We start from the raw sequence: 20,317 nt of genomic DNA, 5'->3' as shown, positions 1-20,317 counted from the left end.
CTCCATGCCGCGTCATGACATGGTTGAGAATAACTGCTGCATTGGGGCGGGGCATGGAGAGATGATAGGGGGGGTCGATGAACTGTCAATTGAAATATTGACGTCCCTGCCTCCTCCCAAACAAATAGAATCTATAAATTGGAAAAACAATTACTGCGTGCAGTAACAGAGCAAGTTATTACGCTGTTGTTTCAAATCTGAACCCCTTCTCCCTGAACAGCTTAAGACACATATCCACCACTCTTACATCATAAAGTATGCTCCTGTTCTTCTCGATCTCTTCAAGAGCCATATCTATACCGAGGGCCGGCCTGTAGGGACGGTGGGATGCCATTGCCTCAACGACATCGGCCACGCCGATGATCCGGGATTCGAGAAGGACCTGCCCATCCTTTAATCCCTGGGGGTAGCCTGAACCGTCCATCCTTTCATGGTGCTGGAGAACGATCTCGGCTATGGGATGTGGTAATTCCGTATCTTTGATTATGTCGTATCCGGATTGGGGATGGGCCTTGATGAGGCTGAATTCTATGTCTGTTAATCTGCCGGGCTTGCTTAAGATCTCGGCGGGTATCGATATCTTGCCTATGTCATGGATGGTCCCTGCCATGCTGATAGCATCTACGGTATCATTCAGGAGCCCCATCTCTCGGGCGATAGCTCGCGCAAGGTTTGATACCCTTCCCTGGTGACCCGCGGTGTAAGGGTCCCGTGCTTCAACTGTTAAAGATACTGCATGGATGGTTCCCGCCAGACTCTTTCTGAGCTTCTCCATGGTCCGCCTCAGTTCTTCTTCGGCATGTTTGCGGTCGGTGATCTCCTGTTGCAGGTTCTTGAGGGCATGTTTTAATTCCTCGGTCCTCCCGGCCACCTCGGACTCCAGCTCTTCCTGGTACTTGCTCATCAAGTCGTTGTAGGCCTTGACCTTTAGCAGAGACCGGACCCGGGCTAAAAGCTCCATCATATCGACAGGTTTTGAAATAAAATCATCACAACCGGCTTCAATCCCCTTCACCCGATCCTCCGTTTCCCGCAATGCGGTGACCAGGATTATCGGAAGCAGTCGATGTGTGTTATCTTGCCTGACCCTTCGGGTGACTTCAAAACCATCCATACCGGGCATCATTACGTCCAGCAGGATCAGGTCAATCTGATCACCAGAAAGTTTCTCCAGCGCTTCTTCACCGCTTGCCGCCTTGACAATTTCATAACCTTCCGGAACAAGATATGCTACGAGAAGTTCAATGTTCCGGGGCTGGTCATCAACGATTAAGATCACTGGTCTGTCCTTCATCCTCTATTCCTTTTAATCTAACCCGGAAAACTCATTTAATATATTGACTGATCTCTTTCGCAAAGCTGCGCGTATTTATCGGCTTACCTATAAATCCGGTGTTAGTTATGGCATCTACCTCTGCCCTGCCTTCCGCCATTACAGAAGAAGTCACAAAAACAATGGGAATATCGCGTGTCTCTTTGTCTTGACGCAGTATCCTGGCGGCATCGGTACCGCGCATATCTGGAAGCCGCACATCCATAATTATGATATCCGGTCTTTCTTTCCTGGCGATGGCAATTGCGCTGGAAGCATTTTCAGCTCCGATCACTTCGAAGCCGGCGACCTCCAAAAGGTCTTTCTCCAGCATCAGATTCTTTTCATTATCATCGACAACCAATACCCTCTTCACCATCTCACTCCACCCTCCTGGCTATAACGGGCAAAGTGAACCGGACCGAGGTGCCTTTATTCAGCCCCTCTGATTCTATGGAAAGCTTCCCGCCGTGGAGTTCAACCAGCTTTTTGGCGAGCGGTAAACCGAGTCCGGTCCCCTCGGTCACCCGGGAATATGGGGTATCGACACGAAAAAAACCTTCAAATAATTTCCCTATGTTTTCAGGCGCGATACCGATCCCTGTATCCCAGACAACAATTTCTATCCCGGAATCAGCTTTCTTCGCCCGCATGCCAATTTTACCACCCTCGGGGGTAAATTTGACTGCGTTTGAAAGCAGGTTGTACATTATCTCCTTTACCTTGAGTTCATCCGCCTCAATATCCGGCAGATCTTCGGCTATTTCAAGAAACACTTGAAGCTTATGTTTACTGGTCATATCCTCTACGAGCAGTGAAATATCATTTAGCAGGCTTTTCATGGGTAAGCGGGATAATGCCAGTCCCATCTTTCCGGCTTCAACTTTTGCCATATCAAGTATCTGATTTATCAGTAAGAGAAGATGCTTTCCGCTGGTTAAGACATTATTAACGTATCTATTCTGCCTCTCGTTAAGCGGTCCGAAGGTCTCGTCGTATAATACCTCAGAGAAACCGATAATGGAATTGAGCGGGGTCCTGAGCTCATGCGACATGTTGGCCAGAAATTCAGATTTGGCGCGGGTGGCTGCTTTAGCAACATCACTGGCCTCCTGTACCGCTCTTTCCAGCTTCTTTCTCTCGGTGATGTCCTCGATGGCAAGGAGAATGATCCGTTCCTTTCCCGACACTCTTTGGATCTGCCGGGCATTCAAGAGCATGATGCGCCTGCCAATGGCAGTAAAATCGTGTTCAACTTCGTAGTTATCGAAGGTTGCCTTCTGGGGAAGGATGGTTTCCAGCAGTTCCCGCAGCCTGGGGATATCCCACTGTTTATTGCCCAGGTCATAGATAAGCTGCCCCGCGGTCTCTTCGGGCCTTACCTTAAAGACGTCATAGAAGGAACGGCTGGCGGTGACCACCCTTAGGTCCTGGTCGAGAACGATCAGGGGCTCACGCACGGTGTTGATGATGCTCTCGGAGTATTCGCGGGCTCCCTGAGCATTCCGTTCTCTCCGTTTGTGTTGGACCTCCGACATCTGAAGCTCGGCCACACGTTTTTCAGCCACACGCTGTTCCTTTGTTTTATCTCGTTCTTTCATGAAATATACGTCTCATGGACAGCGTATCAATAAGTCAATTATAGCAAGTAAATGGGGAACTGCAAATGGGGAACTGCAAAGGGCTGCTGATTGTCAGATGAAATAGCACATAAAGGGGTGCAGCCAGGCAGCCAGGGGACGTTCGGGTTTAGCCAAAGTTGCCCGGTGAAAGAAAGCATCATTCGGTTGCGGGCTCCGGGTCCTTCGCTGTGAGTCTTTTCAGGATTTCCTTCATCGCACCGTTCCTGTCCTTCCGGATCTCTGCCGCAAGCTGATGAATGCGCCCGGGGGTTTCGAAGTGCTTATCGCCCCATAGAATGATCTCAAACAAGGTGGGCATTAGATCGAGTCCCTTGGGGGTCAGTTTGTAGAGGTTCTTTACCTTGTTCCCGGGAAAAATCGTTTTTTCGATAATCCCGTACTTTTCCAGGATGAGAAGGCGATCGGCAAGGATATTGGTCGCGATCTTCTCTTCGGACTGCAAGAACTCACCGTATGTCTTCTTTCCTTTGAACATCAGGTCCCTTATGACGAGCAATGTCCACCTGTCGCCCAGGATATCGAGAGTGGAGCTGATAGGGCACATGGATCTTCTGGTGGTTTTCTTCATACCAATAGAGATTATAAGAATTACTTGCAGAATGCAAGTGTGTAGTCTATACTACTTGCACTTCGAAAGTAACATGGAGGGTTTGTCGTGCCAGGACCGGAAAGCCCGGGAGAAGCAAGCGCTCCCGCAAATCTAACCGGCGATGAGAGATCCAGCCATTGGAGGGAGGAGTCATGAACAGGGAGGACAGGATACGGGAAAAAGCTCTGGAGCTTGGATACGAAGATTGCGGCATCATAAGGGCCGGGGCGCTGGCCGGTTATCGGGATAAGCTGGAGGAGCGCATCTCGCGTATCCCCATGGGAGAAAAGATCTATGGAGCCTTCAGGAGTTACGCGGACCCCTCGGCGGCCAATCCCGCAATAAGATCCATCGTCGTCGTCATCGTCCCCAGTTACGTGTACGACGTGCCCGACGAATTCGACGGTGTCTACGGCAAGGCCTATATGTTCGACAGCCGGACGGACGAGAACGCCCCGTTCTTCAGGGTACGCAAGGAGTTTGCCGCGTTTCTTGAGAGCCTCGGTCTCACGTGCACGTTGGGCGGGGATCACGGAATCCCGGCGCCTGCACGCTGGGCAGCGTACCAGGCGGGGCTCGGGACCATCCGCCGAAACAACTTCTTCTACACTGAAAAGGGGTCCCACAATCGCATAGAGATGTTTGCAGTGGACGAGGAGCTCGAATTCATTCGCGACGTGCGGCTCGAGGATTGTCCCGAGAACTGCAGTGAATGTATTGAAGCCTGCCCGACCCATACTTTGTGCGCTCCGTATACCATGTCAATGATCGGATGTATCAGCTTCCAGACCAGCCTATCGGTGAATATGGGTATGGGCGTGCCCTCTCCTGAGATGACGGAACAGATAGGTGGAAGGCTCTACGGATGCGATGCGTGCCAGGACGCATGTCCCTTTAACAATGGCCGGTGGACAGGCGGCGAGGAGTTTCCGGGGCTCGACTCTCTCGCACCCTCGATGCGCCCGGAAAATATCATGAAGGCGAGCTACGATGAGATCGGGAAGACCTTGGGTCGCAAGTACTGGTACATAACGCCCGAGAATCTCTGGAAATGGAAGCTGAATGCGCTGACCGTGATGATGAATGGTTATCGCGAGGAATACAAGGCATCGATAAGGCTCGGGCTTGATGACAGCAACGGAAGCGTGCGTGACTTTGCGCGCAGCGTCTGTTCGAGGCTCGCAGTATAGCTGTCTTAAGAAATCAAGTTATTCTTCAAGGACCCTATTTCAATACCATTCCAATCGGAAGTTGTTCTCCTCCGCTGCCCATCGATCCCCTCGTTTCCCTGTTATAGATCCCGGGGGGATCTGTTAGCGACCGGTGCGGAGCCTAAGAGCAGCAGGAGACCGAGGAATGTGGACCCGGCCATTATCGATACCATTGGGATGATCGTTCCATTGTGCAGGTAGCTTAGCAACCCCGATGACAGGGCCCCTGCCACCATCTGGAGGCTTCCGAGCAGAGCCGAGGCCGACCCCGCGTTCCTCGTGAAGGGTTCCAGCGCCAGCGCGATGGCATTGGATGTGATGCATCCGAAACCGAAGAGGTAACAGAAGATGAGGCACAGGATCGCCGCCTTTCCGGCCAGGCCCGTTAACCCTCCTATCGCCAGGAATATTATTAGAAGGAACTGAACCGCTGCCACTGTCCGTAACAACCTTGCGACGCTGTGCTTCTTGAGCAGGATCCTGTTGACCTGGTTTGACAGGACCAGCCCGATCACGTTCCCTCCGTATATCAGGCCGAATTCCGTTTCCGTGAATCCGAGGAGGCTCATGTAGACGAAGGCCGATCCGGCGATGTAGGCGAAGAACCCGGCTGTTGCGGCCGCCGTCACCAGTCCGTACGTGACGAATGCCCTGTTCCTGAACACGTCAACATATTCCAGCATCACATCTTTTGGGTGCAGGGAAATGGAAGTATCGCGGCCTTTTGTCTCGTGGAGGAATCTGCCCATAGCCAGAAAGATGAGAAAGCCGATGACCGCGAGGACCACAAAGATATATTGCCACCTGAATACGGACACCACAAAACTCCCTATGGTGGGGGCAATGATCGGGGCGATGCCGAAGACCATCATCAATAAAGACAACATTCGGGCCATCTCGGTTCCTGAAAACAGGTCACGCACAACTGCCCGGCTGCCAACAATTCCGACGCATGCGCCAAGGCCGGCGAGAAAGCGCATCGCCACCAGTGTGTGAATGGTAGGCGAGAAGGCGCAGCCAACAGAGGCTGCGGTATAGACAAGGAAACCGAGCATCAGCGGTTTCTTCCGTCCGTAGCGGTCCAATAAGGGGCCATAGATCATCTGGCCCATGGAAACGCCGATGAAAAAACTCGTGAGGGAGAATCCCACGTGGGCAATATCTGTTTTCAGACTGCGGGCGATGGCAAGAAAAGCGGGAAGATACATGTCCGTTGAAAACGGCCCGATAGCCATTATGCTGGCGAGAACGAGTATCAGGGCGTTGTGTCGTTTCCGCTCCAGTACCTGTTCAGCCTGTATTGATACGGCGCATGCGGCTTGAGACCCTTTGAGATCCCCTTGGCTCTTTGTGGACGTAGAATGCAGCGTGATCTCCTTCCAAGCGCTATTATCTTTAGTGGCTGGGAAACCTCGTGCATGCCCTCAGGCGATACAAGGAACCTGCCGGCCGTGGGCAGGAGCGTCTTGCCTTGCTTTTCGAGGTATCAAACTGTTATCACAAATGAGCCAGAATAGTCAAATACAAGACGTGACCCCAAATGCTCAATGGGAGGGGGCAGTTACGGGATCATCACCTACTGGAATGAGGCGGCTGGAAGAATCTTTGACTACACCCCCGAGGAAGCCATCGGGAAAGAACTCCATGCGCTCCTTGTACCTCAGAGATACTACCAGTCCCACATAAAAGGGTTGGGCCATTTTGTGAAAACCGGAGAGGGGAACGCCATTGGAAGGACCCTGGAACTCCAGGCTATCAGAAGGAACGGACCGGAGTTTCCCGTTGAACTGTCCCTCTCTGCGGTACATTTGCAGGACCGGTGGTCTGCAATAGGCATTGTGAGGGACCCGGGCGAAAACATGTGGAAGAAGCCATTGAGAAGAGCGAGCATAAGTTTCGTTCCCTCTTTGAAGATTCGAGGGATGCAGTCTATATCGCTGCAAAAGAGGGAGGCTTCATCGACGTCAACCAGGCCTATCTGGAACTGTTCGGTTACACGAGGGAAGAGATGGTTGCCTTGCAGGCAAAAGACGCATATTGGAATCCAGATGATAGGCCTACGGTTAGAAAGATGATGGAGGAAGAGGGTTCTGTAAAGGATTATGAGATGAAACTCCGCAAGAAGGGTGGCGCCGGGATGGAATGCCTGATGACAGCGACAGTCAAGCATGCTGATGATGGAAGTGTACTGGGGTATCAGGACATGATCAGGGACGTGCATTTTGCCATGCTTTGCTCTCTGGAGCCGTCCGCGTTTCTCTTGAAAAATATCCTGGATTGAAAGACAATACTAGGAGCTTAAGCTATCCGCCGGCATCCATGTTATATAGCAGGATGCGGTCGTTGCGGTCTTATGGGGAGCGGTGTTATAGTTTCGTTCAAATCCACGGAGGGGGAAGATGGCAAGATCTCAGGAAATAAAAAAAGACGAGAAAAAGAAATCGCAAAAGACGCTCAAAGAGAAGCCGTGGGACGTTGTGATCGCCGATTACAGATTGCCTCAATTCAGCGCGCCCGCCGCCCTTGCAGTTCTCCGCGAGAGCGGCTTGGACATCCCCCTTATCGTCGTTTCAGGCACTATCAGTGAGGATCAGGCAGTTGAGCTGATGAGGTCGGGAGCACACGATTACATAATGAAAGACAAACTGGTCCGCCTGGCGGCCGCGGCAAGGCGCGAGGTTGCCGAGGCAATGGTGCGGCGGGAACGCAAGAACGCTGAGGATTCCTTGAAGGAAAGCGAAGCACGGTACCGCCGCATTGTGGATACCGCTACGGAGGGTGTTTGGATGATGGATGAGAATTACATCACGACCTTCGTTAACGAACGCATGGCGCAGATGCTCGGCTACACCGGGGAAGAAATGCCAGGGAAACCTGTCGATTCCTTCATGTTCGAGGAAGACTTACAGGATCATGCCGGGAAGATGGCGGTCCGTCAACAGGGAGGTTCGGGAAGGTACGAACGCAGGTTCAGACGCAAAGACGGGAGTACCCTGTGGACGATCGTATCGGCAACGGCCCTTACGGACGCGCAAGGAGCCTTCCGCGGTTCTTTTGGAATGTTTACCGATATCACAGATCGAAAACAGGCCGAAGAGAGTCTTTTGCTCGAAAAGCAGAGGCTCGCGATGATCACCGATAATTCCCCGTACGGACTCGTATTCATTGGAGATGATGACACATTTGAATACATCAACCCGAAATTCACGGAGATCTTCGGATACGACCTCAATGACGTACCGAACGGGAAAGAGTGGTTCAGAAAGGCCTTTCCCGACGGGCAATACAGGAAAGAGGTCATCTCTGCCTGGCTTGGCGACCTGGAGAGAGCAAAACCCGGCGAGAAAAGACCGAGGGTTTTCAATGCAACATGCAAGGATGGGACTGAGAAGGTCATCAAGTTCATCCCCGTTGGACTGGGAACGGGGCAGAACATCATGACATGCCAGGATATCACGCGGCTGAAGGAAGCCGAAGACAATCTCATAAGAGCGGCCGGTCATTGGCGGACGACCTTTGATTCCATAGCCGATCCCATCATGATCCTCGACAACGATTTCAAGATAATCCGCGCAAACAGGGCGGCGGCTTCCCTCGCGGGCATTCCCATCGAGAAGGTCCCGGGGAACCACTGTTACGCCATCATGCATCACGCGGACAGGCCGCTCGAGATGTGCCCTCACGCAAAGATGCTTGAAACGAAGGAGCACTCAGGGCTTGAGGTCTACTTCGATGAGATGAAAAAATGGTTTTTCATCACCGTGGATCCCATGTTCGATGACACAGGCAATCTGATCGGAGCCGTCCATATAATGAAGGACATGACCGAACGGAGGACCATGGAGGAACGGATACGAAAAAGCGAAGAGAACTATCGTTCCATCTTTGATAATTCCGTTGAAGGCATCTTCCAGACCACACCGGAGGGAAGATTCATCTCCGCAAACTTTGCCCAGGCGAAGATCTTCGGATACGATTCCCCACAGGAACTCATGGAACGGATCAACGACATCGGGAGGCAGCACTATGTGAACCCGGAAGAGCGGGACATATACAGAGACACCCTTGATAAAGAAGGTGTCATAAGGGGGTTTGAAGTGCAGCTTGTTAAAAAGGATGGAAGTCACATATGGGTCTCCCTGAGCGCCCGTGTTGCCAGGGATGATAAGGGCGCAGCCATCTACTATGAAGGGACCGCCGAGGACATCACCGCACGTAAGCGGGCCGAGGATGACCTTCGGGAGAGCGTAGACCATCTGAAAAGTGCACTGGAGGGTATTGTCGAGGCCATATCGATGGCCGTGGAGGTCAGGGATCCTTACACATCGGGTCACCAGAAGAGAGTGTCGGCCATCGCCGTGGCCATCGCATCCCAGATGGGGTTGCCGGAAACCCAGGTGGAGGGTATCCGGACCGCTGCGGTAATCCACGACATAGGGAAGCTGTCGATACCGGCTGAGATCCTCAGCAAACCTTCGAGACTGACGGAGATCGAGTTCTCCTTGATCAAAACGCATTCACAGATCGGTTACGACATCCTCAAGGATATATACTTCCCCTGGCCGATAGCCCAGATCATACTCCAGCATCACGAAAAACTCGATGGCTCAGGATACCCTCAAGGTCTGAATGGCGGCCAGATCCTTCTGGAGGCACGCATTTTAGCGGTGGCCGACGTTTTTGAGGCCATGGCATCCCACCGTCCCTACAGACCGGCTATAGGGATAGAAGCGGCCCTTGAGGAGATAGAGAACAACAGGGGCATCCTCTATGATGCCGATGCGGTTGACGCGTGCACCAAGCTCTTTCGGGAGAGGGGATTTGAGCTTGAATAAGCTGACAAGCATGTTTACGCCCGGACCAATTGGGAAGAGAGATCCCTCAGGGCCTTCGAGCAGGGTGAAAAGGAGGCCGTAGGGATTCAGACAATTGACTCTGCAGAGTACGTGAGACTCATGAAACCTTTCATTGTAACCAAAGGATGCCTTAAATGTCATGCCGGGCAGGGATATAGAGAGGGTGACATCCGGGGAGGCGTCAGTACGTCGGTACCCACGGCAGCCTTGAAGTCAATTGAAAAACACCAGATCGCTGCATTCATATGGGCCCACACATTCCTTTGGCTTATCGGCCTGGGAGGGGTCGCCATCTTTGGAGAGCAGGCCCTAAGGAGAGAAAAGAAGCGTCGCAATGCGGAAGAGACCATGCAGCACATGGCGTTCCACGATACCCTGACGGGTCTTCCCAACAGGAAACTTTTTTTCGATCGTCTCGCTATGGCAATGGCCCACGCAGACAGGGACAAGGAGAAAGCGGCCATTGTTATGCTTGACCTCGACAAGTTCAAGGACGTGAATGATACCTACGGGCACGATGAGGGGGACCTTCTCTTGAAGGCTTCCGCTGAACGCCTGGCGGGTGTACTGCGGAAAACCGATACCGTCGCCCGCTTTGGCGGTGATGAATTTGTCCTCTCCATCACCACAAGTATTGGCATCTCAATGTATCCTGATGACGGGCAGGATGAAGATACCCTGGTAAAAAATGCCGATACTGCCATGTACAAAGCAAAAAACACCGGAAGGAACAGGTATGAATTTTACATGCACCGTCCTTCCGGTGATGATGGTTGATTCGCAAGGCGCAAAGGAACCTTTGTCATCGCGGCTCCTCCACGTTGTCATGTGAGCCCGGCACAGAGACTTGAAGGGTCCTGCCGGGGTGGAGAAACTGTCGTTAAAGCAAGGGTATGCTCCTCGGGGCTGCGGTGAAGGAGAAGAGTGTGGCTGCGGCCTCGACGAAGTAGAAGGTCACGAATGTTTCGTCGTCCGCCCCTTTCGGATAGACCTTGAGAAGGTTTGCGGATTCCGCGAAGGCCTGAATCTTTGCTTCCCTCGTGTCGTCGAATTCGATCCGGCCCCGTATCCTCAGCCACGTCCCGTCGCTTCCCATGTCCGAGATCTCGATCTCCGGGTTCTGGGACAGCTGCTTGTATACGTCTTTGGTCTTGTTGGTGCAGAAGTATAGGGCGTTGTTCCTTTTCATGCTGAAACCGAAAGGCCGGACGCGTGCCTTCATGCCGTCAACAGTGGCAATGTGAAACACAGGGTTGACCTTCAGATACTCCACAGCGGTAGTCATATGAACCTCCTGAAATGTATTTATCCTGGACCCTCGAGCGCGGTGTCGAGGCGAAGGATCTTTGTCACAGTACCTTCTTTGCGTAGGGTATCTTCCTGATGAAGTAATGGCAGATGAGAAAACAAAGAACCGTTCCGATGATGAAGACAGACGTGAACTTTATGAAAGGATGGACCAAGGCCATGTCCTGTGCGAGGTAAGCAACGGCGACTATGATAGGTGAGTGGAAGATGAAGACTGCGTATGCGTCCTGGGCCATTGGCCCTATGGCGCCCGGCTGCCCGTTCAGGAATGTCCTGAAGAGATAAACAAGACTGATGGAGCTGCCCACCGCAATGAAGGTGCCCACGTATGTCGCGGCGAGGGCCTTCAGGGAAAGACCGCCCCTCAGAAAGGAAAGGCTCTCCCCCGAGCTCCAGGCCTGAACGATGAAAAAGATGTAGACGCAGACGGCCGTCACGGTGATGACCGTCCATTGCTTGCCTGCCGCATCGGTGAGTTTGTCGATCCATTGGTTCCGATATGCCAGGATGCCCACGAAGAAAAACGCCACGTATTCGGCGTAATTTCCGAGACGCAGGTGAAAGATCTGCTTTTCCGACGGAAGGTAGATGCGCATCACGAATGTAAAGGCGGCAAGGATGATGATGAAGAGGACGATCATGCCGTTAGCCGGAAAGGGCAGACCTTCGTTCCTTCCCCGCCGTCCCGACCGGGCTGCGACCCTCCAGACCGCGTAAGCCAGGGAGAAAACAAGGAGCACTTCAAGGAACCACGCGGGTCCGGGCGCGGCGTTCTTCATGAGAAAGATGTTCTCAAGATAAGAATACTGCGAGGAAAGGGTGTCCCATTTCAGCAGATACACCATGGTCGGGCGGATAAACAGCGCGAATATGGCCAGCGGTATGCCGATGCGGATGAAACGGTCCTTGACGAATGCCCGTGTACCTTTCCTGTCCAGGGAACCTGGCGTAAAATATCCCGATATCAGGAAAAAACATGCCAGGACCCAGGTCCTGCCCACACCCATGAGGATGTTGAGGACAAGATTGGTGAAAGGGTCGTAAAGATATTGATAGAAATACCAGCCGCTGTGGGCGGCGTAGGTGAGGCAGAGATGATGGAGGATCACGAGCAAGGTGAAGGAGAGCCTCAGGTTATCGAGATAGAACATTCGCGGCACGGCTTTTAACGGCTGAGACCGGGAAGCCCGGGTCTGGTCTGCTTTTGCCTGCATACTGAGTTACTCATTTTGCCATATCGTGTATCCAACTTCAACGATAATGATGGGAATTGGCTTTACCTGCTTTTTTAAGAAAAATCTTGCGGAAGCGCAGGAAAGATTATAAAAGAATGCACTCATGGCGCACTCCGGCAAATACGCTTATTTTCTCATCGTCATCAGTGTCGCCTTCAGCTCCTTCCTGGTGCGGCTCAACAACTATATGGTCAACATCTCGCTGCCCACCATTGCGCGTTCCTTCAGTGGGACCTCCGGCCAGGCCTCTTTGATAGTATCGTCCTATCTCCTTATCATTACGACCACACTGCTCCTCTTCGGAAAACTTGGCGACAGAATTGGGTTGAAGCGGATCTTTATTTCGGGATACGTCATTTTCACACTGGGGTCGTTGATGTGCGGGTTGTCGAGCAGTATTGAAATGATCATCGGCGCACGCTTCATTCAGGGTATCGGAAGTTCCATGCTGCTCGCCGTGAGTTTCGCGATAATCTCTCATTTCCTTCCTGCCGGAAGGACCGGTTGGGCTTTCGGCATCACATCCACCGCGTCGGCCCTCGGGGTGGCAACCGGCGCCCCGATAGGCGGGATAGTCACGGGCTACCTGTCGTGGAACTGGGCATTTTTTATCAATGTACCCGTTTGTGTCGTTGCGACGATCGTGGCAATAAAGTACATACCCGATACGGGACACGTTAAAAAGGAGCAGGGTCAGGGATTTGACTTTATGGGCGTTGTCCTGAGCTTCGCAGGGTTGGGGCTTTTCGTATACGGGCTCAACAATGTTGACGAGCACGGATGGTTTGCGCCGATTGTCATCGGCTGCCTGGCATTGGCTTTTGTGATCATCTGCGTCTTTGTTTTCTGGGAAAAGCGTCACAGAAACCCGCTTCTGGACCTGGGCCTCTTCCTGAACCCGAGATACACCTTTGCTCTTGTGGCCACATTCCTGGCCTATATGCTGATATCGGGAAATGCTTTTCTCATGCCCTTCTATCTCCAGATGGTCAAGGGTCTCAGCGCTCAGGCCGCCGGCATGATGCTTCTTGTCTATTCCATCATCTTTGTCATTCTGTCCCCGGTGGCAGGCAGGCTTTCCGACAGGGTCAGCCCCTCTTTATTGTGCAGCATTTCCATGGCCTCGGCAACAGTATGCGTTGCTTTTTTCTCCTTCACGCTTCATTGGGAAGGGCTCACCGTTGCTTTCGTTTATCTCATCTGGCTGGCACTTTCCCTTGTGCTCTTCTTTTCACCCAATAACAACCAGATCATGCAGTATGCTCCGCCAAACAAGAAAGGAGTCTCTTCGGGACTGTTCAACACGACGACGAACCTCGGGATGGTCGTTGGCGTCACGGTGATAGAAGCCGTATTTGCCGCCGCCGCCAGCCCGGGAGGGCCTGGTGGTACCGCTTCTAAGACCATCCTGAAGAACCTGACGGTCGACATGGCTCTTTCAGGTTTCAACCATGCGTACCTGGCGGGTGCATTATGCTGCATGTTGGCCCTGGTCTTCTCCCTTCTTGGCAAAACGAAGGTTCAGGGACCGGGAGACGGGGACTCTCAGACAAAATAAGAATTATAGCTTGCTCGGGTCGTGGGATTCGACGTATGCAAGGATCTCCTGACCCACCGCGTCGACGATCTTTATCTTGTCGTAATCGATAGGCACGTTATTGAGATACTGGAGGAGCAGTGCATCTCCCACGTGGGAAAAGGGAAGAATGCCGGCGAAGAAGAAACCCATGTCCTCGAAACCTGAGCACATGGTCGATGTCAGGGGGTCCTGGAGGTTCAGGTAAAGGGTTATCTGCTCCATCTTCTCGTAGCAGAGGCCTTTCAATATGCCGTTCACCTGGGATAGGGTGTTCCTGCCGAAACGCTGTACCTCGATGACGGCCCTCTGATAGGTGGGCACCACCGTAACGGTGATCTCCGCGGCTTCTTCTTCAGGCTCGGGCACCGACCCCCGGGGCAGTTCGGGGAAGATCCTCTTTACATCTGCCGAAGCGTATATCCTTTCGATCATTTCCCTGTGTCTGGCCGGGGGGAAGAGCTCGATGTCACCGGGATCGTTGACGACCCTGTATCCGTAGGCGACAGATTCCCGCTGTGAGAGAGCGGCCTGTATCCCCTTGAAGGACCTGTCGGCGGGGATAAGGCCCGCAACGACGGCGCAGCGCTTGAACCCCGCTTTCTGCCCCGCCTTCTGGGCGTAGATGTGGTTCGTTACCGCCTTGCTGTATATGCCCGCAAGACCTGCGGACCTGGCCTCCTCAACAAGCTTCGTTATCATGACGCTCTGGCACCCCTGGCCCCTGAACCCCGGTTCGACGACCGCCATTGCAGCTTCGGCGGTCTTGCTTGATGGGTTGTCTCTGACAAGGGCCGCATGGCCGACGACACGGTCGTCGGGGGTCACGGTCACGACTGAGATGATGATGCCGTCGGCATGGCACTGGGCAAGCTTCTCCGGGTAATATATGGTATCGATGCCATAGGAATACCCGTAGGCCCGGTAAAAGAGCTTCGATACGTCGTAGACCTCGGAAGGTCGTATGGGGCGGATGGAAAACTCTTTCTTCTCGGGCGGCCCGGCCATTTTGATGGGTTCCGGGAAGGGGGCCAATTCCGCCTCCGCCCGGATCTCCTGGATACTCCTGTAAGGAAGGTGCTTTATGAGATGGAGTTCCTTTCCTTCGCGGCCAAGGTTATGGAAAAATATCTCGTCGACGCTGTTCTTGATCAGGTGCGAGCCGAGTCCGGGCTGGGGGGTTGCGTCGATGTCGGAGGGGGGTACATAGGAAGGCACGAGACTCGGTGAATAGGGAAGCCCCTTGTCTTTGACGATGATCCTGATCCCGGCGGTAATGGGGTCGACGATTACCTGGTAGCTTGCTTTCTCGCCGGGCTCGAAGGCATGCTTCACCACGTTGACGATGGCCTCTTCCAGCGCGATGAGGACCATTGTCGTGTCCCGTTCGTTGTATCCACATCGCCCCATCACTTCCGAGAGAAAGGCCTGGATGGCCGGGAGATATGCAAGGTCGTTGGGTATAGTAAGGCTGGAGCTCTCGATGCCTGGTTCCATTGAAAAGCATTATACCCCATCATTCTTCAGGACTTCAAGAGCGAGGCGCGGCCATGCCGGGGGCGCGGTGACCTAAGCTGTATTATTGACAGCGGCGGAGAAATAAGGTCTTTATTCCGATAGGCACATTTACGCCACAGGAGGTTGCGATGGTCCAGGAAACCGCAGATAGTCAGGATGTCAGGCTTCTATCGGGCGAGGACGTCCGGATAGGTCTTGGCGCGGATACCATACGGTGCGCCATCCTCGAGAACCTCAATTTCATCCAGGCCCGCATCCCACGTCTCGCAACGAAGAACGACTGGTACATGGCCCTGGCATATACGGTGCGGGACAGGATGCTCGAGAACTGGGTTCGTTCCACGGAAGGGCTGCGCAAGACATCCCGGGCCGTTTGCTACCTGTCCGCAGAGTTCCTGATGGGTCCCCATCTGGGCAATGCCATGATAAACCTCGGCATTTATGAACAAACGAAGGAAGCCGTGATCGGGCTCGGCCTCGATTTCGATGAACTGATAGCGCAGGAAAGGGAACCCGGTCTTGGAAACGGCGGCCTGGGAAGGCTTGCCGCTTGCTTTCTCGATTCCCTTGCCAGTCAGAGGGTGCTTGCCCTTGGTTACGGGATACGCTACGAATTTGGAATTTTCGACCAGGATATCGTCGACGGCTGGCAGCGTGAGATCACGGACAAATGGCTGGCCCTGGGCAATCCCTGGGAGATAGCCCGTCCCGAGATCACGTACTATGTCCAATTCGGGGGGTGTACCGAGCATTATTACGATCAGGATGGATGCTATCATGTAGGCTGGGTGCCCGGGAGGGTTGTGAAGGGCATGGCCTACGATACCCCCGTGCCGGGTTATCGTGTCGAGACAGTCAACGTCCTTCGGCTGTGGAAGTCGGAGGCCTGTGAATCCTTCGATTTCCAGGCATTCAATGTCGGTGACTACGACCGCGCGGTGGAGGAAAAGGTGGCCTCCGAAACGATCTCCAAGGTACTCTATCCCAATGACGAAGCAGCCGCTGGCAAGGCGCTGAGGCTTTCCCAGCAGTACTTCTTCGTCTCCTGTTCACTGCAGGATATGATCCGTATCCATTCCATAACAGGGGAAGGGCCCGAGACGCTCAACGAGAGGTTTGCTGTCCAGTTGAACGATACCCATCCCTCCATCGCCGTGGCCGAGCTTATGAGACTTCTCGTCGATCAGTACCGGATTGACTGGGAGTCGGCCTGGGACACCACGAGGAAGACCTTTTCCTATACGAATCACACGCTCCTTCCCGAAGCCCTCGAGAAGTGGCCCCTGCCACTTTTTCAGAGCGTGCTGCCCAGGCATCTCGAGATCATTTTCGAGATAAACAGGCGCTTTCTCGATGATGTCAGGGCTGCCTATCCGGGCGACGAAGAACGTGTTCGCCGTCTTTCCCTGATCGATGAAACGGGAGATCGATACGTGCGGATGGCGCATCTGGCAACGGTAGGGAGCCACAGCGTCAACGGGGTGGCGGCGCTGCATACAGAACTGCTGCAGAAGACGGTGATGAAGGATTTCCATGAACTGACGCCTGGCAAGTTTCTCAATGTCACCAACGGGGTAACGCCCCGACGGTGGATGGTGCTCAGCAACCCTCTCATGTCGAAGCTGATCACTGATGCCATCGGCGATGGCTGGGTGTGCAATTCCCATAACCAGATCCGCAATCTTGAGCCCTTTGCAGATGACGGTGAGTTCAGAAAAGCATGGGGCAGCATGAAGCGTCAGAACAAGCACGGCCTGGCGCGGGTCATCAGGGAGCGCACGGGCATTGTTGTTGACCCGGAGAGCCTCTTCGACATCCAGGTCAAACGGATACATGAGTATAAGAGGCAGCATCTCAATGCCCTCCATGTCATTTCTCACTATCTCAAGCTCAAGAAGAACCCCCGGGGGGACGTTCCCGCCCGCACGGTCATCTTCGGCGGGAAGGCGGCCCCGGGCTATTTCATGGCAAAACTGATCATCAAGCTCATCACCTCGATTGCAGGCGTGGTGAACAGCGACCCCGACGTGGGCGAGCGGCTGAAGGTGGTTTTTATCCCCGATTTCAACGTCAAGAACGGCCAGCGTATATACCCGGCCGCGGACCTGTCGGAGCAGATCTCCACGGCGGGCAAAGAGGCCTCGGGCACGGGAAACATGAAGTTTGCCATGAATGGCGCCCTCACAATCGGAACCCTTGACGGGGCAAACGTCGAGATAATGGAGGAGGTCGGTACTGAAAATTTCTTCCTCTTTGGGCTGGATGCCCCACAGGTGGGGGATCTGAAAGCGGGAGGTTATGACCCGATGGAGTACTATGAGAGAAACGGCGATCTCAGGGAGGCCCTGGACCTTATCGGATCGGGCCGCTTCTCGGATGGAAACCGGGACCTCTTCAAACCCCTCGTGGATGCCCTGCTCAGTCACGATGAGTACTTCCTCCTGGCGGATTACCAATCCTACATGGAACGGCAGGAAGACGTAAACAGGGCATATCTGGATGCGCAGCGGTGGGTGCGCATGTCCATCCTTAACGTGGCACGGTCGGGCAAGTTCTCCTCCGACCGCTCCATACTTGAATATGCGGAAAAGATCTGGCGGGTCAATGCCGACGCCGCACTGGCGCCGGGGCCGTAACAGACCGGCAGGCGGGCCCTACCAGGTGGCCGCGGCTTTTGTGCTGTACCAGTCGAGGACGGCATCGAATTTGTGAAGATATATCCGGGTTTCCGCGGGAACCGCCGAGGTCCACCTGTCTCCGTACCTTTCCATACTGTTCCTGGTCCTGCCGGGGCCGCAGTTGTAAGCTGAGGCGAGAAACCTTCCCAGTGCCGCGGGATCGGCGAGGAGACGTTGTTTCCTTGCATCGCTCAGCACGGTCATATCGGCATCGAAGAGAAGAAATGAGGCCTTTGCGGCATTCTCATGGTTCTCCATCCCGCGGACGAAATCCTTTATCAGGCCGGCCCGAGGATAGAGGTTCGAGACCCTTTTATAGGTGGCGGGGATGAATTGGAAAAGGCCCCGGGCGCCCGCAGGGGATTTGGAGTACCGGTAAGCATTGCGCTTGTTGGCTCCCAGGATCACAAGCGTCTCGTTGATGAGCTTTTCCGCGGTGTACTTTCCGCTTGCGAATTTCTGGGGATCAATATGTTCGATGATGGCAAGGACGACGGATATGTCGTTGTCGATGAAACTATTGCAGGAAAGTGGTTTGACGCGTCTGCGGCTCAGGTCGTCCCTGGCGTTGCCGATGACGTTCACCAGGTACTCCATTCCCGCCCTTCGCACAGCGGGAATATCGAGACCCTCCGAATAGGGCGTATAGACCACCTCCGCGAATGACGCACCGCTGCGCACGGGTCTTTTCAGTGCAAGGACCACATGGTGTTCGGGGGAGAGGATGGTGAACCTGGTGTTGACGCCATTGGCTCTGCCGGGTTCGATAACGGTCCGGTCCGAACGGGCGCCCAGTTTAGGGTGGACCCTGATGACCTGTATCTCCCGGTTCTGGAGGTTCAAAACCGCAAGCAGTATGGTAAAGCTGCCCAGTTCACTCTTTCCCCGCGTTACCCGGGTTCTCCATCTCTTTCCGCTCTTCACCTTCTTCACTATCCTGGGCCGTACCACCGTGAAGCCGCAGCTCATCTCTTCGAGACGCGCCCGCGCCCGCGCAATGTCTTCGAAGATGTCGAAATTGATGAGGTCGCGGTCACCCGGGGAGGATTCGAATTCGATGGCCTCCTCCATATCCGTTTCCGTGTCTTCATAGCCATCCGTCAATTCGGCGCGGGAAGGAGTGGAGGAATGAAACACCGCCATGATAAGAAGACAGAAGAATGTGGACAGCAGGATCTTGCGTGTCAGGTTCAGGCCCGGTTCCTTTATATACTTTCTTCTCTCATACGCGAGAGAGACAATACTATAAATTGGCGGGAACCTAAAATAAAGCTGTTTCGCGGGTTTTCACACGAAAGCTGAAGATAGGCGGAGGATTTGTTCCATCCTTTCAAGATCACCATCAACTGCCATTCTGGTTGTCTGGAAAGTTTCTGGGCCTCCCGGTTTAAGTAATAGAGCAAATCACTCGATTACATAAAAGTGAGATAGGTTCCTGCAGCTTGACCAAACAGGCTGGAGACCCCCAGGCACAGCTCATCGGTTATCAGCCGGATGGGCATGACAGACATGAAGACAAAACTTCCTGAAATGAGAGACCTTAACTTCACGCACAGCAAAAGGAGGAATTACAAATGCACTTCAAGAACATGAGAATCGGCATGCGGCTCGGTATCGGGTTTGGTATCATGATGGTTTTGCTTGCTGTCCTGACGTTCATGGGTATAAGGAGCATGCATTCCATAAACGGAGGTATGGAGACGATTGTCAAGGAAAGCAATGTAAAGATCAAATGTGCCCGTGACGCCATGAAGGCAATCGATAAGGCGTCCGAAGGAATATTGATCACGGCGTCCATAAATGACACCGGCATCCGCGCGGAGGCAAAAAAGGATATCAATGAGGGGCGCAAGGCATACAAGGAGAACGTCGAATTGCTTGAGAAGATCGATGGGTCTCAGACGGGAAAGCAGCTCCTGCAAAAGGCCAAGACGGAGATAAAACTGGCCGCGGAGGCGAACAACAGGACCCTTCAACTGGCCGCGGCCAACAAGGCGCAGGAGGCAGTGCAGGTATATGTGAAAGAGGGGCGCCCGAATACGGAAAAGGTCAAGGGCTCATTCGTAGAGATTGCCAGGTATCAGGAGGAACAGGCAATGGCAAGCTACAATGAGGCCATGGTAACCTATAAGTCGACGAGGACGATGCTTCTCATCATAGGTCTCGTGGCAGTTGTCCTGGGGGTAGTGGTGGCTTATTTCATGACGTGCAGCATCACCGGGCCTCTCGGGGAAGCCGTCCATGTCGCCAACGACCTGGCCGAAGGGAACCTGGCGGTCAATGTCGAGATAAAGAGCGAGGACGAGACGGGTAAACTCCTCATGGCGATGAAGGACATGGTGGCCAAGCTCAGGGAGGTCGTCGAGGGCGTCAGCGCCGCAGGGGGCAACG

The 20,317-nt window shown here is 53.6% G+C and carries 16 protein-coding genes and 1 pseudogene; 8 read left to right on the top strand and 9 right to left on the bottom strand.

Annotated features, from left to right (window positions below):
- Positions 1-178: 178 nt before the first annotated feature.
- The 4 genes from PHC90_11530 to PHC90_11515 form a co-directional block, all read right to left on the bottom strand.
- On the bottom strand, positions 179-1,294 hold the full coding sequence (locus PHC90_11530) for a response regulator (protein ID MDD3846975.1): 1,116 nt from the start codon (positions 1,292-1,294) through the stop codon (positions 179-181).
- 31 nt (positions 1,295-1,325) lie between these two features.
- Positions 1,326-1,691: a response regulator gene (locus PHC90_11525; protein ID MDD3846974.1), complete on the bottom strand. Its 366-nt coding sequence runs from the start codon at positions 1,689-1,691 to the stop codon at positions 1,326-1,328.
- Position 1,692: 1 nt separating this feature from the next.
- Complete coding sequence (locus PHC90_11520; GenBank protein MDD3846973.1) at positions 1,693-2,913, bottom strand: ATP-binding protein; 1,221 nt, start codon at positions 2,911-2,913, stop codon at positions 1,693-1,695.
- A gap of 178 nt (positions 2,914-3,091) precedes the next feature.
- Positions 3,092-3,523 carry a helix-turn-helix domain-containing protein gene (locus PHC90_11515; protein MDD3846972.1) on the bottom strand — a complete coding sequence of 144 codons (432 nt, stop codon included), beginning with the start codon at positions 3,521-3,523 and terminating at the stop codon, positions 3,092-3,094.
- A 173-nt stretch (positions 3,524-3,696) separates the two neighbouring features.
- On the opposite strand from PHC90_11515, the gene PHC90_11510 reads away from it, so the two are divergent.
- Entirely contained in the window at positions 3,697-4,734 is a 1,038-nt protein-coding gene (locus tag PHC90_11510; GenBank protein ID MDD3846971.1) for a 4Fe-4S double cluster binding domain-containing protein, read from the top strand.
- Between the two features lie 101 nt (positions 4,735-4,835).
- On the opposite strand, the gene PHC90_11505 is transcribed toward PHC90_11510, so the two are convergent.
- Positions 4,836-6,011, bottom strand: coding sequence for a multidrug effflux MFS transporter (locus PHC90_11505; GenBank protein ID MDD3846970.1), 1,176 nt, complete (start codon positions 6,009-6,011; stop codon positions 4,836-4,838).
- Between the two features lie 605 nt (positions 6,012-6,616).
- Between PHC90_11505 and PHC90_11500 the strand changes: the two genes are divergently transcribed.
- From PHC90_11500 to PHC90_11485, 4 genes and pseudogenes are all read left to right on the top strand, one after another.
- Positions 6,617-7,036: a PAS domain-containing protein gene (locus PHC90_11500; GenBank protein MDD3846969.1), complete on the top strand. Its 420-nt coding sequence runs from the start codon at positions 6,617-6,619 to the stop codon at positions 7,034-7,036.
- A gap of 118 nt (positions 7,037-7,154) precedes the next feature.
- Positions 7,155-9,590 carry a PAS domain S-box protein gene (locus tag PHC90_11495; protein ID MDD3846968.1) on the top strand — a complete coding sequence of 812 codons (2,436 nt, stop codon included), beginning with the start codon at positions 7,155-7,157 and terminating at the stop codon, positions 9,588-9,590.
- Positions 9,591-9,623: 33 nt separating this feature from the next.
- Positions 9,624-9,797: pseudogene (locus tag PHC90_11490) on the top strand (DUF3365 domain-containing protein).
- 171 nt (positions 9,798-9,968) lie between these two features.
- Positions 9,969-10,388, top strand: a complete 420-nt coding sequence (locus tag PHC90_11485) for a GGDEF domain-containing protein (GenBank protein MDD3846967.1) — start codon at positions 9,969-9,971, stop codon at positions 10,386-10,388.
- A gap of 103 nt (positions 10,389-10,491) precedes the next feature.
- On the opposite strand, the gene PHC90_11480 is transcribed toward PHC90_11485, so the two are convergent.
- A complete protein-coding gene (locus tag PHC90_11480; protein MDD3846966.1) occupies positions 10,492-10,896 on the bottom strand; it encodes a pyridoxamine 5'-phosphate oxidase family protein in 405 nt (134 codons plus the stop codon).
- 64 nt (positions 10,897-10,960) lie between these two features.
- Positions 10,961-12,133 (bottom strand): acyltransferase family protein, encoded by a 1,173-nt coding sequence (locus PHC90_11475; protein MDD3846965.1) that lies wholly within the window; start codon positions 12,131-12,133, stop codon positions 10,961-10,963.
- Between the two features lie 124 nt (positions 12,134-12,257).
- On the opposite strand from PHC90_11475, the gene PHC90_11470 reads away from it, so the two are divergent.
- Positions 12,258-13,712, top strand: coding sequence for a DHA2 family efflux MFS transporter permease subunit (locus PHC90_11470; GenBank protein MDD3846964.1), 1,455 nt, complete (start codon positions 12,258-12,260; stop codon positions 13,710-13,712).
- 3 nt (positions 13,713-13,715) lie between these two features.
- Here the strand turns inward: PHC90_11470 and PHC90_11465 are convergent, their stop codons facing one another.
- A complete protein-coding gene (locus PHC90_11465) occupies positions 13,716-15,227 on the bottom strand; it encodes a GNAT family N-acetyltransferase (protein ID MDD3846963.1) in 1,512 nt (503 codons plus the stop codon).
- Positions 15,228-15,376: 149 nt separating this feature from the next.
- Here PHC90_11465 and PHC90_11460 point away from each other — a divergent pair, with 149 nt between their 5' ends.
- Positions 15,377-17,884 (top strand): glycogen/starch/alpha-glucan phosphorylase, encoded by a 2,508-nt coding sequence (locus tag PHC90_11460; protein MDD3846962.1) that lies wholly within the window; start codon positions 15,377-15,379, stop codon positions 17,882-17,884.
- Between the two features lie 18 nt (positions 17,885-17,902).
- Here PHC90_11460 and PHC90_11455 read toward each other — a convergent pair whose 3' ends face one another.
- Entirely contained in the window at positions 17,903-19,069 is a 1,167-nt protein-coding gene (locus tag PHC90_11455) for a transglycosylase SLT domain-containing protein (protein ID MDD3846961.1), read from the bottom strand.
- Between the two features lie 431 nt (positions 19,070-19,500).
- Between PHC90_11455 and PHC90_11450 the strand changes: the two genes are divergently transcribed.
- The coding region (locus PHC90_11450; GenBank protein MDD3846960.1) for an MCP four helix bundle domain-containing protein at positions 19,501-20,317 on the top strand (817 nt) is incomplete at its 3' end.

Source organism: Syntrophorhabdaceae bacterium, from assembly GCA_028698615.1.
GTDB lineage: Bacteria > Desulfobacterota > Syntrophorhabdia > Syntrophorhabdales > Syntrophorhabdaceae > Delta-02.
Note: the sequence above shows the minus strand (reverse complement) of the source record. Positions and strands in the feature narration are given on the sequence as shown.

Bases quoted from the DNA above. Each gene is read 5' to 3' on its own strand.
- PHC90_11530 (MDD3846975.1), bottom strand. From the start codon at position 1,294: ATGAAGGACAGACCAGTGATCTTAATCGTTGATGACCAGCCCCGGAAC.
- PHC90_11525 (MDD3846974.1), bottom strand. From the start codon at position 1,691: ATGGTGAAGAGGGTATTGGTTGTCGATGATAATGAAAAGAATCTGATG.
- PHC90_11520 (MDD3846973.1), bottom strand. From the start codon at position 2,913: ATGAAAGAACGAGATAAAACAAAGGAACAGCGTGTGGCTGAAAAACGT.
- PHC90_11515 (MDD3846972.1), bottom strand. From the start codon at position 3,523: ATGAAGAAAACCACCAGAAGATCCATGTGCCCTATCAGCTCCACTCTC.
- PHC90_11510 (MDD3846971.1), top strand. From the start codon at position 3,697: ATGAACAGGGAGGACAGGATACGGGAAAAAGCTCTGGAGCTTGGATAC.
- PHC90_11495 (MDD3846968.1), top strand. From the start codon at position 7,155: ATGGCAAGATCTCAGGAAATAAAAAAAGACGAGAAAAAGAAATCGCAA.
- PHC90_11485 (MDD3846967.1), top strand. From the start codon at position 9,969: ATGGCGTTCCACGATACCCTGACGGGTCTTCCCAACAGGAAACTTTTT.
- PHC90_11480 (MDD3846966.1), bottom strand. From the start codon at position 10,896: ATGACTACCGCTGTGGAGTATCTGAAGGTCAACCCTGTGTTTCACATT.
- PHC90_11475 (MDD3846965.1), bottom strand. From the start codon at position 12,133: ATGCAGGCAAAAGCAGACCAGACCCGGGCTTCCCGGTCTCAGCCGTTA.
- PHC90_11470 (MDD3846964.1), top strand. From the start codon at position 12,258: ATGGCGCACTCCGGCAAATACGCTTATTTTCTCATCGTCATCAGTGTC.
- PHC90_11465 (MDD3846963.1), bottom strand. From the start codon at position 15,227: ATGGAACCAGGCATCGAGAGCTCCAGCCTTACTATACCCAACGACCTT.
- PHC90_11460 (MDD3846962.1), top strand. From the start codon at position 15,377: ATGGTCCAGGAAACCGCAGATAGTCAGGATGTCAGGCTTCTATCGGGC.
- PHC90_11455 (MDD3846961.1), bottom strand. From the start codon at position 19,069: ATGGCGGTGTTTCATTCCTCCACTCCTTCCCGCGCCGAATTGACGGAT.